This is a genomic window from Peribacillus sp. NPDC097264 (assembly GCF_050277925.1).
Lineage (GTDB): Bacteria > Bacillota > Bacilli > Bacillales > DSM-1321 > Peribacillus.
The window spans coordinates 238,996-254,580 of record NZ_JBNNSR010000007.1 but is presented as its reverse complement, the minus strand read 5'-3'; the positions used below and the strand labels follow the sequence as shown (position 1 = coordinate 254,580).

Here is a 15,585-nt window from a genome sequence, read left to right as displayed (position 1 = left end):
TTTTAAGACAAAAATAAAGAGAGTGCCCATTATAGTACTCTCTTTTAAAATTTATAAGAGTTTTAAAAAATCATCTTCATTCAGAATTTTTATATCGACTTCTTGTTCAATTAAAACATAGGCTTTTTTCTCTTTGGTACTAAGTCCACCTTCTCCAATCAACGAATTATCTTGTTGTCCTACGACAAGATAATTAACTTTTTTGCTAACACCTGATTTTAAAACACCGCCTAAATCGACTACTTTTTGCATTGCGGTTTTCCGTTCAATACTTTGAAGTTCTCCAGTAAATACAAAAGATTTTCCAAAGAAAATATGTGTTTCATTAAAAGTTTCTACACTCGCCTCAACTTCATTTACATTTATTTTATTGAATTTTTTTCTTTTCTGAAACGATTTATTTGGATTTAATTCTAAAAAACGTTTAATTAAAATACTTCGATATGTCCCACAATAAGCTTCAAGTGAATTTCTTTTTTTAAATTTGACACAATGAATTACTAATTCAGCAGTAGCAACCGCATCCGCTAACGCATCATGATGATTCTCTAACGATATTCCAAAATGATCTAATCTATCTTTTAATGAATTTCCTACACCTTTCCCTTTACAAGATCTTGTACTAATAGGAATACTGTCGATGTAAGTGAAATCTGGTAAGTCTAAATTATATTCCTTCAAACAAACATGTAATACACTCATATCAAACTGAGCATTATGCGCTACAAATACATTAGAATAATTAAAAAAATCCTTTATTTCCTCCCAGATTCCATCGAATTTCTTTGCATCTTTTACATGTTCAGCCGTAATTCCATGAACATCAACCATAGCCGGATGAAAATCTAGCGTTGGCGGTTGAATGTAAAAATGTTTTTTATCAACGATTTCATTGTTAGAAACGAAAACCAATCCCATTGAACAGGCACTGTTATAATCATAGTTAGCAATCTCAAAATCTATTGTTATAAAATCCAATATTCTCCCTCCCATCAATAAGAACGACTGTAATTAAATTTTTCTAGCAGATATTTATCCAATTCAGCCTTATTTTCAAACAGTAAAGATAACTTCTCTGTTAAAAAGTGATAATGAACACTGTATATACTTTTTCTAATTGTGAATGTAAGAGAAATAAGCTTTTCTTCAGCATCTTTAAATTGAACCATATCTTTAAATAACGATTTATATTGATGTCTACCAATTTCTTTTGTATCTTTTCTAACAATAATCAAAGCATCATTTTTTATATTATGAAATTCCAAGTCTTGATAATCATACATACCTTTAGAGCTAAAGCATTGACTGCCTAATTCTAAATACCGTTGCAACATTTCCTCACGAGTGAAACCAGTTATATAAACCTTTTCACCTTCAATATTTAAAATAGCGCTATTCAATTCATTCAATCTATTTTGTAACATAAACAATCACCCCTTTTTTATTTTATTATACTTTTGGTTAAATATGGTAACTCGAATATATATTTTTAATTCTTCATTACATCTTATCAAATAATGTTATGGATTACTTCTGTTAATATACTAGTGAAAATCCTAAATATACCAACGCTGTCGTCTACCATAGAATTATAAAAGGGTATTCACACGACTGTAAAGAATATGTGATATAACGATTCATATGAGTGTGAAAGGAATGTGAAGCATGAAGATAAAAGAGGTATTAGAAGAATTGTCTGTAACAGGAAACACCATTGCCAAGGTTGCAAAAGAGAAAGTTGGCATTGGTAAAAAAGGTTAAATCTGTATTACACAGTGCCGGATATGAGTATCGAAACTCCGGTCCAAAGGGGTGGTACTACATAGGTGATGCGGAAGAGCCTCTTTATAAATCAGTCTTTGAATTCGTTGAATCAAAGAACAATTCACCCAAGGTGAAAGAGACTTCACCCTCTATTTCGCAACCTTTTGTATTCGACGTGAATAGAGGAAGAAATGAAGGTGAAATAGATTTCACACCAGAAGAAACTGCGATATTAAAGGAACTCATAAGGGCATATGTACTTGATGCAAAACCAGATAACCATAGGAGCAGAGAGGATCTTTATCAGAGGATTGTCACTTTAGAAAAGGGTAAGAAAGTACGGAAGACGATTGTCATAAATGAGAAAGTGGGGGCTTTGCTGGACAGATCCGCAGACCAACAGAAATTTAATAAATCCGATATCATCGAAATTGCTATCCTCGACTTGGTTAACAAATACAAGTAAGGTGCTGCCATTACGTAGCACCTCAGCTTTTTTTATTTCTTTCTAAGTTCATTCGAATTTATTTTAGTAAGCCTTTCGAGGACTTCCTTAAAATCTTTTGCATCAATCCTAGATTCATATGATATCCCCAAACAAAAGTACTTTAACGGGTACACCAAACAAGAGCTAAGGACGGAGAATCCTGGCTCTTTTTCTATTATATCAAAGTTACAAGGTTCCACCCATAAACAAATTAAGAAAAAGACAAAAAGCTTTAGTGTTAAGCTAGGGCTTTTCATTTACCGGACAAATAAGAGTAATTATCTAATTCATCAAGTAATTTTTTTGATTTCTTTTTTTTATGGAATTCTTCAACATATTTAGCTGTTTTTCCTTCAATCTTTTCATTTGTTTTTTTGACTAAAAAAGCATGGAATTTAGTAGCCTCATGTATATTTTGATTTATATTTTCTTTTAATTTTTCTTCATCATTTTCAAACTTATTCTTATAAAAATCTAATACTCGATCAGTTGTTAACCATTCTTCTTCTGAGGTATTTTTAAAAATAACCTCATCTAGTTCATTCCATGAGATAGCAACATAATCATTGTTTCTAAAGCTCTTGTAATATGTTCCTCCTTGTGTTCTAACTAACCAATAATCCCTTTCCGGTGATACATCTTTTCCAGTTAATTAAAGATTAAATGGAAATAAGGTTTAACCTCTTTACCGGAATAACGAAATTAAAAGTAACCCTGAATTGGCCGAAATTGGTCAAAATTCAGGGTTACTTTTAGGACTATAATATTCACTCTTTATTGAGATTCATAACTTACTGATCAAGTTCCATCTCTTTTTTCAACCGGTCCACAAAATGCTCATTGATATAATCCCGTACAAATTTATCCTTTTTCTCCAAATCGATGTCTTTCCTGAAAAAGCCTATCCTCTTAAGACGCTGATCCTCTGGTAACTTGGACCAAGACTCATTGGCCTCCTCTTCCAGTGAGCTTTCTATCTTTCTTTGAATCACCATGGTGGAAATTTTACTTCCCGCCGTGACACTGCTTGTCTTTGAGGTTCTGGTCATGATCGTATGAATGGGTGTTTTATCAAATAATTTTTGGGCTCTCTCACTTATATCTAGAGTGAGTTCGGCTTCTTTCAGACCATTACCCACTGCCCGGGGTCCGTTCCGCCATGACCTGGATCGATAATGATGCTAAGTCCGCTTAATGGTGAGACGGTGGATAGAGAATTATCCCAAACCCAGCCTTGAAGATTACCAGCCTGGATGTATCTCCAACCATTTTTCTCCTGAAAATAGCTCACGGAAGACCCTTTTGGGATAAGACCAATCGTTCCTAATGACTTTGTGGCAGATAAATATACATTTACATTATATATAGATTGAGAAACACCCTCAGATTTTGAGGGAATCTTCATCGTTTCCTTCATGTACTTAGCTTCAATCCAACCCGTTGTATTGCTGCTTCTCACAGAGCGCCATCCGTTTTTCAGCTCTTTAATGGCAACTGTTTTATTTTTCGCAAGGGTTTTACCTGTGGTTCCGCCGCTCTTATTAGGAGATTTGTAGATTTTAGCCGAACTCGTACCAGTGATTTTTGCGGTAGCAGTCGTGTCTACAAGAGAGTCTGACCAAGCCCACCCTTCATTTGATGAGGTTTGGATATATGTCCAATTTCCCATCGTTGCTAACGAAACAAGGGCTGTGCCATTGGTAACTTTTGTTTTAGCACCAGAACTTTTGGCTGGTCCTTTATATAGGTTGGCATAACTTTTCGCAATGACATTTTGGTGTGAAAGGGTATCATAATCGGTGTTAGTCAAGTGAGCGTTCCAAATCCAGTGGTTTTTTCCGTTTACAAACACATGACGCCAATTATTTTTCACTTCTGCATATGCGACAACACTACCGTTGCTCAATTTCCCAGACGTACCGTATTTCTTGCCGGCTCCATTATACAAATTGACATAACTAGCTTTGACCTTTCCTACACCGTATGTAGGCTGAATGTATTTCTCAGCTACCCATGCTTCCTGACCATTTACATAAATATGTCGCCAAGAGCCGGTCTTTTCAAATAGGATGGTTGTAGTACCTGCTTTTGAAGATCCTTCTTTCCCAAATGATGTTCCAGGTCCAGAATAAAGAAGATGTGAAGCTTTTCCGTTTGTCAGTACAGCTTCACCAAGAGAAGACTGTACAAACCTTGACGCAATCCAGCCATAATCATCGCTACTTTGGAAATACGTCCAGTTGCCGGAGGTTTTGATGATTGTCACCAATTCCCCTTTTCGCACTTTTCCGCCCGTTGTCCCATAAGCCTTACCAGGCCCTTTATAGACATTGGCACTGTTTATATTATGAATGATTCCCGTGTCATTGGATTCTGCAGCATTGACCTTAAGCGAAGGGCTGAGTGAAGTGGTCGTTATGAAGAATACGGCCATTGTAAGTAGTAGGATTTTTTTAAACATAATGGGTGACCTCCTTAGTTATAAGGACGCACAAAGAAAATGACTAATAATAACAGTCAGTTATGAATTGATCGTTATTATAAAAATGGCAACAAAGATTATGATTGTTCGAAAGGCACCTCCATTTATTTCAGCCGATATTTTTTCCATTTAAAGCACGTCTCGACATAATATAACATATTTAAGAGGTTTTGTTCAAAAAAATGTTAAATTGTGAGTTCTAAAGTTTCATGGATTTTAAGTATTGCTAGTCTAAAAGACTGGTTGTCTTACAAACATTTCCTTGAGACGGTGAAGACCAGTGAATTGAACACATCACGAATCAAAAAGGGAGGTGAATGGGTGGATTGGGAGTAAGCGGTAAAGTGGGTGAGGGAAGATGAAGGGAATAGCCAATGTACTTTTAGCAGGTAGACACTGGCTTTGCTTGAGAATGTTTCTTTCAATAAAGAATGACTCTGGCCATTTAAGTGGTAAGAGAGGCAAAAAAAGCGTGGGGAAGCCAGCAGGCGAAAAGAAATGTGTGCCGTACCGTTTTTTGTGCTAATCGGGACATTTCAAGGTTTTCAAAGCTTAGCTTTCACCCGCAATTTCTCTGCATTCGCTTTTGACATGCTAGCGTGAAATAAAAGGACTGCCGGTCACCCAAAAGCGCCAAGGATAGTCTTTCGCTTCCCCCGAGTTCCCGATGCCGATACGGGGTCCGCTTGAAATGTGATCGGGTCGTTTGCCGGAAGCAAGATAAAGTGGGGGTTCTGTAAACATATGTCCATAATCAGACATCGTGATGCCAAGTGCCTTGGATAACTTCCCGGGTCCATTCGTCAGTTTGCGGACATCAGAAAGACCACGCCTTTCATGCATTAATTCCACTCCCACATAGGGCTCCACTGCCCGAATCAAGATGGCTTCCGGAATTTCGGGACCGCCACTCACGACATTCACAAGGGTATGGGTATGCATGGAATATGTATAAATCATGCCGGACTCACCGAACATGACTTCCGTCCGCTTCGTCCTTCTATTGCCAAAGCTATGAGCAGCCCTGTCTATGGCCCCCATATAGGCTTCGGTTTCGACGATAAAACCAGCAGCCGTTCCTTCCGGGGTCCCTTTCACAAGCAGGCAACCCAAAAGGGATTGGGCCAGCTCAATCGTGGGCTGGTTGTAAAATTCCGGTGGCAAAATGGATGGGATGGTAGGTTCTTTTTGCATCGTATCACTCCAATAAGTAGGTTACAGTTAAAATTCCCTTATCGAAGAAAAAGAAACCTCAGGATACAAAATGAAAAAATCGACTACGCATGCAGCCGATCCATTAGCTTATAGGCTCCTATCGCTTTGCATTTCCTGATCCCGCTTGATTTTACCCGGCCCCACGGAAAGAGCGACCAATATTCCGGCAAAAATAAAAAAGACACCGGTAATGAAGACACTGGAAAAGGCATCGATCCAAGCATGTTCAATCGTCTTGATCAGGACTTGGCAGGCTTCTTCCGGCAGTTTCAGGTTTTCAGGATAAAGCATGATATTGAATAGCTTATCTGTCTGATTGGCTAGCCCTTTCAAGGCTTCATGCAGTACAGGGTTCTTTTCGCTCAGCACGGCATCATCCATATTTTGTTGAAGATGATGGTTCATGACGGCATTCAAGATCGTAATCCCCATCGTTCCGCCAATGGAACGAAAGAAGGTAGAGGCTGCGGTGACCGAACCAAGCTGCGACTTTGGGAATTCATTCTGAACGGCAATCATCAACGTCGGCATGACTAGCCCCATTCCCACTCCAAGGACTGCCATGAAAATAAAGGCGGTCAGGATATTGGTTTCACCATCCATCGTACTCATGAGGATGAATCCAAGCGTTGCAAAAAACATTCCGGAGGTAAGCACCGTACGAAAGCGGAAGGTTAACAGCAGCCGGCCCCCGACGATACTGGCGAGAATCATGCCGATCATCATCGGGGTCATGGTCGAACCCGCTTTAGTCGGTGACACGCCAAGCACGCCCTGCATGAAAAGCGGAACGAACATGATGGCCCCGAACATGCCAAGGCCCAGTAGAAACCCTAAAATGTTCGTGGTGGCAAATACCCTATTTTTAAATAGGGATAAATCCAGGATCGGTTCAATGGCCCTTCTTTCAAACACCACAAAAAGGGCAAGGAAAACGAGGGTGCTTCCAAAGATGGATATAGAGTCGATCGACATCCACTCGAACTTATCACCTCCGAAGGTCAAGCCCAACAAAAGCAACACGATGCCAGGGATTAAGGTGAAAATCCCTAGATAATCGATGTGAACGTTCTCTTTTTTCATGATGGTTTCATGCTTTAATCCGACGTAAATCATTCCTGCTGATAATAAACCGGTTGGTACATTGATGAGGAAAATCCAATGCCAGCTAATATGGTCTACAATCAGTCCACCCAAAAATGGACCGATAACGGCGCTTAATCCAAAAATGGCCCCGAAAACACCTTGCCATTTAGCTCTCTGTTCAGCTGTGAAAATGTCTCCGATAATGGTCTGGGATAAGGGCATGATCATCCCGCCCCCGATTCCTTGAAGGCCACGGTAAATGATGAGCTGCTCCATTGAAGTGGCGGTGGCGCATAAAAAGGAGCCAATCGTAAAGATGATCGTTCCCAGCAGGTAAAGGGAACGCCTGCCATATAAATCCGATAATTTCCCGACGATAGGAACGACGGTGGTGGAGGCAATTAAATAGGCGGTCGTCACCCAAGCGAAGATGGTGAAGCCATTCAATTCCCCGATGATCGTCGGCATTGCTGTACCGACAATCGTTTGCTCCAATGAGCTGAAAAACATCCCGATGATCAATCCGGTCAAGACAAGCTTGGTATTGATTGACTTTTTCTCCATGTCCATTTCGCGTCTCCATTCTTGTAAAGTTCAATCTACATTGTAAGATATTGACTAAGTGGCCAAAATTATAAACTTTTTCTGACTATATAGTCAATCCATATTTTTCGCTAAAAAAATCACTTGATTGGGATGGAATCTTAAAGGAATGGATCCCGTGATATTTTTCTTTTACACACACTAGGAAGTCTTGGGCATGTTTCTCATTTCTGAATCCGTTATAATAAGATACTAAATGAAGTTATGATTGGAAGTGGGAAATATGAATAAAAAAATTGGATTCATTGGATGCGGTAAAATGGGAGAGGCGATGCTGGGAGGCATGCTTCGTTCTGGCGTCGTATCTTCAGAAATGATCATGGTCAGTACGGCAAGTGTAGGGACCTTGACTAAAGTCACTTCAAAATATGGAGTGCAAGGGTGTTTGGACAATAAGGAAGTGGCAGGATTTGCCGATATGCTTTTCCTTGCTATTCCACCGTCCATGCACGAGCGGGTGCTATCTGAAGTGAAGGATTATATAAAAGAAGATGTTGTGATCGTTACGATGGCCGCTGGAATCACCTCGTCACAAATCGAAGAGGGCATCGGAAAACGGGTGAAGGTCGCAAGGACGATGCCGAACACTCCATCACTAGTAGGGGAAGGCATGACAGTAATCAGTATGAATGATGAAATCGATACTGCCGACATAAGGGAAGTCACAACACTATTGAACAGCTTTGGAAAAACGGAGCTCATCCAAGAACATCTGATGGATGCGGTGCCGGCAATCAGTGGATCTTCACCCGCCTATGTATACATGTTCATCGAAGCCATCGCGGATGGCGGTGTACGTGATGGTATCCCGAGGAAGCAAGCTTATCGGATGGCTGCCCAAGCTGTTTTAGGCGCGGCTAAAATGGTACTTGAAACGGAGAAGCATCCTGGAGCGTTGAAGGATGATGTGTGTACCCCGGGTGGTTCAACGATTGCGGCCGTTGCCACTTTGGAAGAGAATCGGTTCAGGGCAAGCGTTTTGGAGGCGATGAAGGCCTGCACGGATAAAACAAAGGGAATCAATCACTGAGAGAAGGGAATTTGCCTGACAAATGGGTAACTTCCCGGGAACTTTAATCAGAATATTTCGTTAAAAAACAGGGGGAAAAGACATGAAGGAACATATTGAACAATTAAGAAGCATTTTACCGGCAGGACAAATATCCGTGAATGAAACGATACTGGAACAACATAGTCATGATGAATCGTATCATGCGCCAAGGTTACCGGATGTGGTCGTTTATCCGAGAAATGCCTTAGAAACGAGTGCTGTCGTACGGTACGCCAATGAGCAAGGAATCCCAATCATTCCTTTTGGTTTGGGGTCGAGTTTGGAAGGGCATGTAGTCCCTGTAAACGGAGGGATCTCACTTGATTTATCCTTGATGAATAAGGTGCTTGAAATCAGCGCAGGCGATTTTTTAGTGAAGGTCCAACCGGGAGTAACACGGACACAATTGAATAAAGAACTGAAAAAATACGGGCTCTTTTTCTCGGTTGACCCAGGTGCCGACGCAACATTAGGTGGGATGGCGGCAACGAATGCAAGTGGGACGACTTCTGTTAAATACGGGATCATGCGGGATCAGGTTAGGGATATGGAAGTGGTGCTTGTGAACGGGGAAATTATACATACCGGAAGTTCAGCGGCAAAATCTTCATCCGGGATTCACTTGAATGGTTTATTTGTCGGTTCGGAAGGCACGCTAGGGGTATTTACCGAATTAACGTTAAAGGTCTACGGGATCCCGGAAGTGACGATGGCGGGGAGGGCCTCATTTCCAACCGTCGAAGCTGCGGTGGCAGCCGTGAATGGCATCATGGTTGCCGGCATTCCCATCGCACGAATCGAGCTAGTGGACTCGGAATCTATGAAAAAGGTAAATCAGTTCTTGGATAAGTCCTATGATGTAAAACCTACATTATTCTTGGAGTTTCACGGGAATGCAGCCGGGCTTGAGCAGGATGTGACATTCGCAAAGGAAATTGTCCGGGATTTAGGGTGTGAAGATATCCAGTTTGAAACGGATTCGAAAGCGCGTAACGAATTGTGGGAAGCCCGCCATAATCTTGCTTATGCATTCATCCATAGTGCACCAGGCAAAAAATTGATGGTAACTGATGTAAGCGTGCCTTTGAACGAATTGTCTCATGCCATTTTGGATTCGAGGGAAAAGATCGAACAATCGAAAGTGGAAGGTGCGATCGTCGGTCACGTGGGTGATGGGAATTATCATGTCTTGTTCATGGTGGACCTTAGTAACCCAGAGGAAGTGGTGGAAGCAAAGCGGATAAATGAGGAGATTGTCGAATACGCACTAACCAAAGGCGGTACGTGTACGGGGGAACATGGAGTAGGACTTGGGAAAAGAAAATATCAGCGGAGAGAGCACGGCACTGCATACGAAGTGATGAAAACGATCAAGCAGGCTTTGGACCCGAAAGGCATCATGAATCCTGGCAAAGTATTTGAAGACTGATCACACATAACGGTGGGTCGAAAATGATCATGTTCTGGTGCGTGTAGAAAAATACAAATACAAAAAAGGCTCCAGGACGTCATGAACGTCACTGGAGCTTATCATTTTAGGCATTAATATTATTTTGATCCAAGGCACTTACTACATTGACGTAGTTATATCCAAGGTCCGTCGCGACAGCCTCAAACGTGATTTCACCGTTGGCCACGTTTACCCCTTTTGCAAGGGCTTCATTTTCAAGAATGGCTTTTACAGCGCCTTTATTGGCAATTTGCAATGCGTAAGGAACGGTTACGTTCGTCAACGCAGTGGTCGATGTTTGAGGGACCGCACCAGGCATGTTCGCCACTGCATAGTGGACAACTCCGTGTTTTACGTAAGTAGGGTTGTCATGTGTTGTGATATGGTCAACCGTTTCAAAGATACCGCCTTGGTCGATGGCTACATCGACAATGACTGATCCCGGCGACATGGATTTGACCATTTCTTCCGTGACAAGTTTTGGAGCTTTTGCTCCTGGAATCAGGACAGCCCCGATGACTAGGTCCGCATCTTTAACGGCTTCCGCTACATTGAATGGATTGGAAATGAGAGTGGTTAACTGATTTCCAAAAATATCATCCAGTTGGCGAAGACGGTCGGGACTTAAGTCAAGGATGGTTACATCCGCTCCCAGACCGATGGCGATTTTGGCTGCATTCGTTCCAACCATACCACCCCCGATGACCGCTACTTTACCGCGTTTGACACCAGGTACACCGCTTAGGAGGATACCCTTACCCCCGTTGTTTTTCTCTAGGAATTGAGCACCGATTTGTGAGGCCATGCGTCCAGCGACTTCGCTCATTGGCGTTAATAATGGAAGTGTGCGATTTACGGAAACGGTTTCATAGGCAATGGCCAATACACCATTTTCCTTTAATGCTTTTGCCAATTCCGGTTCGGCGGCAAGGTGAAGATATGTGAAAAGAATCAAGTCTTTACGGAAATATTTATATTCAGATGGGATAGGTTCTTTTACCTTCATGATCATGTCCGTGCTTTCCCAGACGCTTGCAGCATCTTCGACCATGATGGCGCCGGCTTCCTGGTAGGATTCATTGGTGAAACTGCTTCCTAAGCCTGCGTTTACTTCTATAAAAACTTCATGTCCGGCATTGGCTAATGCCATAACACCAGCGGGAGTGATAGCTACACGGTTTTCGTTGTTCTTGATTTCTTTCGGAATGCCTATTCTCATCTAAAATACCTCCAATGGTTTCTTTTAAGTATTACCTAAAGTATAAACGCGATTGGAAAAGGTTAGTATGTGGAAATCAGAAAAGTGGAAAAGAGGCCTTTGTGGAATTCCACAAAGGCAGAGTCAAAAGGTATGGGTAACTATTGGATACGAGCCTGGATAACCAAGGTGTACGTAAGAAAATCTGACATGGAACTAATCAGTGGAACCGATTTCCTTCATTCGTTCTATAATTCTTCTTTTCTTATAAAGCATCATGCCTGTATCGGCCATATCGGAGATCATGGAACGATTGGTGAATGCACCAAAGATGATGCCTGCGACGGGAACCATCTGCAAAAGTTTCTTCCAACCGAATTGATCGCGATATGTATAGACCACTTCCCGCCAGCCTTGAAGCTCGGAAGCAATTTCTCTTTTAGATTCGGACCCAGGAAGGACCATGTTCTCCATTTCCTTTAAAAGCGTCTTTTTCCCGACGACATCAGATGTAGTGAACTGTAGGCATTTGACGATGAAAACCCGTTCCTGCTTGTCCCGTGGATTGTAACCATAGGCTACGGCCATGTCTTGCAGGGTTTTAATGGACATGCCAAGGAGGAGGGGGATATCGATGGCTAAAGTGAAAACTCCGCCTATTCCTGTACTGGCCCCCTGGACCGTCGCTAAATGACTACCCGATTTTTTAATATCTTGACCAACTTTGTCCATCACTTGGAGTGGCACATCCCTGGAGATATCTTCAATGGTAGTGATGTTCAAATTTGGGCTATGAACCTCCACCTTCCTGATGATGGCCGATTCCTTCGTTAGGTATTTGCCGCCTGTTTGTATGTAGCTACCTATTTCATCGAGCAGGGCACCCAACCTTTTTTGAATGAAGGACGGGGTCACTTTGTCGAGTATCTTAAAGGGGAGGCGACCGATCCGGTCCCAAAACCATAGACCTTTCTGTTCCTTTTCCCACTTATTTATGATTTGCAATTCTTTCTCAAGTTCTTCTCTTGGTTCCAGATTCATGGTGGTCATTCTCCTTTCCGTCTTCCTATCTTTACCCGTAATGTAAGATTCATCGTGCTTTTTTTAGAAATTCTTTATATTGTTCAATCTTGATATCTAGAAAGAGGGACATCTTTTGAATCGGGTCCTTTAGGCGGATATTCCCGATTTCACTTATCCGTTTTAATCGGTAGTTCAACGTATTCACATGGATATGGAGACTCCTTGAAGCTTCATTGGGATTGCCGTCTTTTTCGAGATAGATGGTCAGTGTGTGCAATAATTCGGTCTGATTTTTCATATCGTATGCTTTGAGCTTTAAAACAGAAGGATGGACCGTTCGCTGTTTGTTGTTTGCAAAGACATCAAGCATTTGAAACATGCCGAGCTCTTCATAATGCAGGATGTGATTCATATCGTTTGGAAAAATCGACTTCATTTTCAGGGTATATAGCGCTTCCTCATAACTTGATTTCACGTCGGTCAGGTTTTTATACATGTTCCCGGATGTTCCAAGGATATGTTCCACACCAAACCGTCGTTGCATTTCCAATATGAAGTAAGGGATGAATTCATAAGTGGAGAAGGCAGATTCATTCTCCTGATTGAATCCAGTAAAAAGGATGAGCCTATTCTGGTCTATGGCAAAAAGGAAACTATGAATCTTTTGGGTGGTCGTTAGCATATAGGAAATGAAACGTTCGACTTCACGGTTGATTTCGTTTGGGAATTCAAATACCAATATGGAAAAGACGACTGGGACATGGATGGAAAACTTAGTGAAATGCTCGAGTATTTCCGATTCTTCCTGATAGTGTCCCGTCAACATGCGCCAAAGAAACTCCTGGTGTCCCGCTTCTTTCCTTTTCTTTTTCAATTGCAGTTGTTGTAGTTGATTTTTGGCTTCCTTGGCAGAGAAGTGGAGAAATTCCATATCCTCTTCGGAGAAAGGTTCGTTTACTTCCAATGCCCAGATGAAGCCCAGGACTTCATTGTTTTTCCGGATGGAAACCGCTGCCCGATTGCCAAGCCCGACGTCATGCCTGGCATCTATTTTTATCGGCATCCCATCTTTCAACAAGGAAGGGATGATGCCGTCTTTCCATAAGCTATTGATGACTTTTTCGGGTACCCGTCTGCCAATAATGGTCATGATCCGGGCTTGGTCTGTTGTATCATCATGGGTACTATAGGCAAGGAGACGATGGTTTCCGTCTTCTATTGTAATCGGACAACCTAAAACGGAACTGATTCTATCAGCAAACTCCATCATATCCCCATAAAGGTCTTTAAAAATATCTCTATTTTTCGTAAATTCCTTCATACTGCTAAGGCACCTCGCTTAAAAAATTCCTTCTTATACAAATTTTAAACGATTATCCTTATTTAACATAGTGATAGGATAGAAGAATTCCAGAAAATGAAAAAACCTGCTGAATCAGCAGGTTTTTGGAAACGTTAGAAAAAGAAATTAATAACCATGTAAATCAACCCTGCTAATGTAGCAGAAATAGGCAAGGTAATGAACCAAGTGATTAGCATTCTTTTTGCCGTTCCCCATTTAACACCCTTAACCCGGTGGGATGCACCGACTCCTAGGATGGAAGATGAAATAACATGAGTCGTACTTACTGGCATATGAATCAAAGTGGCACCGAAGATGATGAAGGCACCCGTTAAATCAGCGGCAACCCCATTGATAGGGCGAATCTTCATGATCTTTCCACCGACGGTCTTGATGATTTTCCATCCACCGATCGATGTTCCAAGACCCATTGCCAAGGCACAACTGAATTGAACCCATAAAGCGATATCCGTGCTTGATGCATATCCATTGGCGATCAGGGCCAGTGTAATGATCCCCATCGCCTTTTGAGCATCATTCGTTCCATGTGTATACGATTGAAGGGCTGCGGTAGCAATCTGGATCGTACGGAACCTTTGATTCGTTTTCGTCAGGTTGTTGTTTTTGAAAACAACTTTAAAGATGCTGTAAACGATATACCCTATCACGAAAGCGATGATAGGAGAGAAAATCAACGCTTCGAGAATTTTCAAGAACCCTTCCCACTTAATGGAGGAGAATCCGGCTGCTGCAATTGCGGCACCTGCAATCGAACCTATCAATGCATGGGAGGAACTACTTGGTATTCCGTAATACCAAGTAAGAAGATTCCATATGATGGCCGAAAGTAGAGCAGCCATGATTACATAAGAACCATTCGGGAGGGTGAACGGATCCACAATATCCTTCGTGATCGTCTTCGCCACGCCTGTGAAAGTCATGGCTCCAACAAAATTCATGATAGCTGCTAAGATGATAGCATGCCTTGGTTTTAACGCTTTTGTTGAAACAGATGTAGCAATGGCATTCGCTGTATCATGGAAACCATTGATGAAGTCGAATGCAAGTGCTAGGAAAACAATGATAATCGTTAAAATCAATAAAGTATCCATTTTTTGGGGTACTCCTTAGGCGTTTTTCATTATGATTGTTTCAAGTGTATTGGCAACGGCTTGACAGTTGTCGGCAATTTCTTCAAGGCTCTCGTAAATCTCTTTATATTGGATGATTCTGATTGGATCTTTCTCAACCGTAAACAGGTTTTTGATGGATTGGCGTTGGATGCCATCACAAACAGATTCAAGTTCTTTAATCTTAATCGCGTTTTCACGGATCATTGGTAATTTTTTAGTAGATAGCGTATCGACAGCTGTTTCGATTTCATAGGTGCATTCTTTAATGGCATCGACGAATTTAAGCATGTACTCATCGGCATTAACGATAGAATACATTTCGAATAGAGCGGAACAATGCTCCAAACCGTCTATGACATCATCCATTCTCATGGTTAATTCAAGAATATCTTCACGCTCTATAGGAGTAATGAAGGCGTTGTTTAATTCTTTAATGATGGTGTGAACCATTTCATCGCCCTTGTGCTCATAATCTTTCATCGTATCTGAAAAAACTTTTAAGTCGCTGATATTTTTAAGCTTATAATCTGCGAAATAGTCCGCACTTTCTTTGATGTTTTGAGCAATATTTAATAACATCACTGCAAATTTGTCTTTTTTAGATTTAAAAGCCATGGTTAATGCCTCCCAATTAGTCAAGCGTAATTTTACGTATAAATGTGTACGCTTTAGTATTAACAACTTGATTGTAACGAATTCATCTAGCAATAGGGAAGGTTTTTCGACGAAAATTTACAAACTCTTAATAAAA

At 41.3% G+C, this 15,585-nt stretch carries 14 protein-coding genes; 3 read left to right on the top strand and 11 right to left on the bottom strand.

All coding sequences use genetic code 11. The features are described from left to right. Positions 1–51: 51 nt before the first annotated feature. Together ACQKL0_RS13505 and ACQKL0_RS13500 are read right to left on the bottom strand one after the other, a co-directional pair. Positions 52–978, bottom strand: coding sequence for an exonuclease domain-containing protein (locus ACQKL0_RS13505; RefSeq protein ID WP_427688072.1), 927 nt, complete (start codon positions 976–978; stop codon positions 52–54). 14 nt (positions 979–992) lie between these two features. Further along, the gene (locus ACQKL0_RS13500; protein ID WP_427688070.1) at positions 993–1,424 is read right to left on the bottom strand and encodes a hypothetical protein; all 432 of its coding nucleotides are present in this window, start codon (positions 1,422–1,424) and stop codon (positions 993–995) included. A gap of 320 nt (positions 1,425–1,744) precedes the next feature. Between ACQKL0_RS13500 and ACQKL0_RS13495 the strand changes: the two genes are divergently transcribed. Continuing rightward, a complete protein-coding gene (locus tag ACQKL0_RS13495) occupies positions 1,745–2,230 on the top strand; it encodes a hypothetical protein (protein WP_427688068.1) in 486 nt (161 codons plus the stop codon). Between the two features lie 812 nt (positions 2,231–3,042). On the opposite strand, the gene ACQKL0_RS13490 is transcribed toward ACQKL0_RS13495, so the two are convergent. The 4 genes from ACQKL0_RS13490 to ACQKL0_RS13475 form a co-directional block, all read right to left on the bottom strand. Continuing rightward, positions 3,043–3,390, bottom strand: a complete 348-nt coding sequence (locus ACQKL0_RS13490; protein WP_427688067.1) for a hypothetical protein — start codon at positions 3,388–3,390, stop codon at positions 3,043–3,045. Beyond that, on the bottom strand, positions 3,375–4,712 hold the full coding sequence (locus ACQKL0_RS13485; RefSeq protein ID WP_427688065.1) for an SH3 domain-containing protein: 1,338 nt from the start codon (positions 4,710–4,712) through the stop codon (positions 3,375–3,377). Before ACQKL0_RS13485 ends, ACQKL0_RS13490 begins: the two co-directional genes overlap by 16 nt. Positions 4,713–5,327: 615 nt before the next feature. Beyond that, positions 5,328–5,927 carry a DNA-3-methyladenine glycosylase gene (locus tag ACQKL0_RS13480; protein WP_402955279.1) on the bottom strand — a complete coding sequence of 200 codons (600 nt, stop codon included), beginning with the start codon at positions 5,925–5,927 and terminating at the stop codon, positions 5,328–5,330. 108 nt (positions 5,928–6,035) lie between these two features. Next, complete coding sequence (locus ACQKL0_RS13475) at positions 6,036–7,604, bottom strand: MDR family MFS transporter (protein WP_427688063.1); 1,569 nt, start codon at positions 7,602–7,604, stop codon at positions 6,036–6,038. A 256-nt stretch (positions 7,605–7,860) separates the two neighbouring features. Here ACQKL0_RS13475 and proC point away from each other — a divergent pair, with 256 nt between their 5' ends. Both proC and ACQKL0_RS13465 read left to right on the top strand, forming a co-directional pair. After that, positions 7,861–8,667, top strand: a complete 807-nt coding sequence (gene proC, locus ACQKL0_RS13470; RefSeq protein ID WP_402955285.1) for a pyrroline-5-carboxylate reductase — start codon at positions 7,861–7,863, stop codon at positions 8,665–8,667. Positions 8,668–8,749: 82 nt separating this feature from the next. Further along, positions 8,750–10,117 (top strand): FAD-binding oxidoreductase, encoded by a 1,368-nt coding sequence (locus ACQKL0_RS13465; protein ID WP_402955288.1) that lies wholly within the window; start codon positions 8,750–8,752, stop codon positions 10,115–10,117. A gap of 106 nt (positions 10,118–10,223) precedes the next feature. Here ACQKL0_RS13465 and ald read toward each other — a convergent pair whose 3' ends face one another. The 5 genes from ald to ACQKL0_RS13440 all read right to left on the bottom strand — a co-directional run bounded on the left by ald (position 10,224) and on the right by ACQKL0_RS13440 (position 15,449). Next, positions 10,224–11,357, bottom strand: a complete 1,134-nt coding sequence (gene ald / locus ACQKL0_RS13460) for an alanine dehydrogenase (protein ID WP_402867523.1) — start codon at positions 11,355–11,357, stop codon at positions 10,224–10,226. Between the two features lie 195 nt (positions 11,358–11,552). Then, a complete protein-coding gene (locus tag ACQKL0_RS13455) occupies positions 11,553–12,377 on the bottom strand; it encodes an EcsC family protein (protein WP_402867524.1) in 825 nt (274 codons plus the stop codon). Between the two features lie 49 nt (positions 12,378–12,426). Further along, positions 12,427–13,680: a PucR family transcriptional regulator gene (locus ACQKL0_RS13450; RefSeq protein WP_402955291.1), complete on the bottom strand. Its 1,254-nt coding sequence runs from the start codon at positions 13,678–13,680 to the stop codon at positions 12,427–12,429. Between the two features lie 134 nt (positions 13,681–13,814). After that, positions 13,815–14,813 (bottom strand): inorganic phosphate transporter, encoded by a 999-nt coding sequence (locus ACQKL0_RS13445; RefSeq protein WP_402867526.1) that lies wholly within the window; start codon positions 14,811–14,813, stop codon positions 13,815–13,817. Between the two features lie 15 nt (positions 14,814–14,828). Continuing rightward, the gene (locus ACQKL0_RS13440) at positions 14,829–15,449 is read right to left on the bottom strand and encodes a DUF47 domain-containing protein (protein ID WP_402868506.1); all 621 of its coding nucleotides are present in this window, start codon (positions 15,447–15,449) and stop codon (positions 14,829–14,831) included. Positions 15,450–15,585: the final 136 nt, after the last annotated feature.

Excerpts from the sequence above, each read along its gene's own strand:
- ACQKL0_RS13500 (WP_427688070.1), bottom strand. The coding sequence starts at position 1,424 with ATGTTACAAAATAGATTGAATGAATTGAATAGCGCTATTTTAAATATT.
- ACQKL0_RS13485 (WP_427688065.1), bottom strand. The coding sequence starts at position 4,712 with ATGTTTAAAAAAATCCTACTACTTACAATGGCCGTATTCTTCATAACG.
- ACQKL0_RS13480 (WP_402955279.1), bottom strand. The coding sequence starts at position 5,927 with ATGCAAAAAGAACCTACCATCCCATCCATTTTGCCACCGGAATTTTAC.
- ACQKL0_RS13475 (WP_427688063.1), bottom strand. The coding sequence starts at position 7,604 with ATGGACATGGAGAAAAAGTCAATCAATACCAAGCTTGTCTTGACCGGA.
- proC (WP_402955285.1), top strand. The coding sequence starts at position 7,861 with ATGAATAAAAAAATTGGATTCATTGGATGCGGTAAAATGGGAGAGGCG.
- ACQKL0_RS13465 (WP_402955288.1), top strand. The coding sequence starts at position 8,750 with ATGAAGGAACATATTGAACAATTAAGAAGCATTTTACCGGCAGGACAA.
- ald (WP_402867523.1), bottom strand. The coding sequence starts at position 11,357 with ATGAGAATAGGCATTCCGAAAGAAATCAAGAACAACGAAAACCGTGTA.
- ACQKL0_RS13455 (WP_402867524.1), bottom strand. The coding sequence starts at position 12,377 with ATGAATCTGGAACCAAGAGAAGAACTTGAGAAAGAATTGCAAATCATA.
- ACQKL0_RS13450 (WP_402955291.1), bottom strand. The coding sequence starts at position 13,680 with ATGAAGGAATTTACGAAAAATAGAGATATTTTTAAAGACCTTTATGGG.
- ACQKL0_RS13445 (WP_402867526.1), bottom strand. The coding sequence starts at position 14,813 with ATGGATACTTTATTGATTTTAACGATTATCATTGTTTTCCTAGCACTT.
- ACQKL0_RS13440 (WP_402868506.1), bottom strand. The coding sequence starts at position 15,449 with ATGGCTTTTAAATCTAAAAAAGACAAATTTGCAGTGATGTTATTAAAT.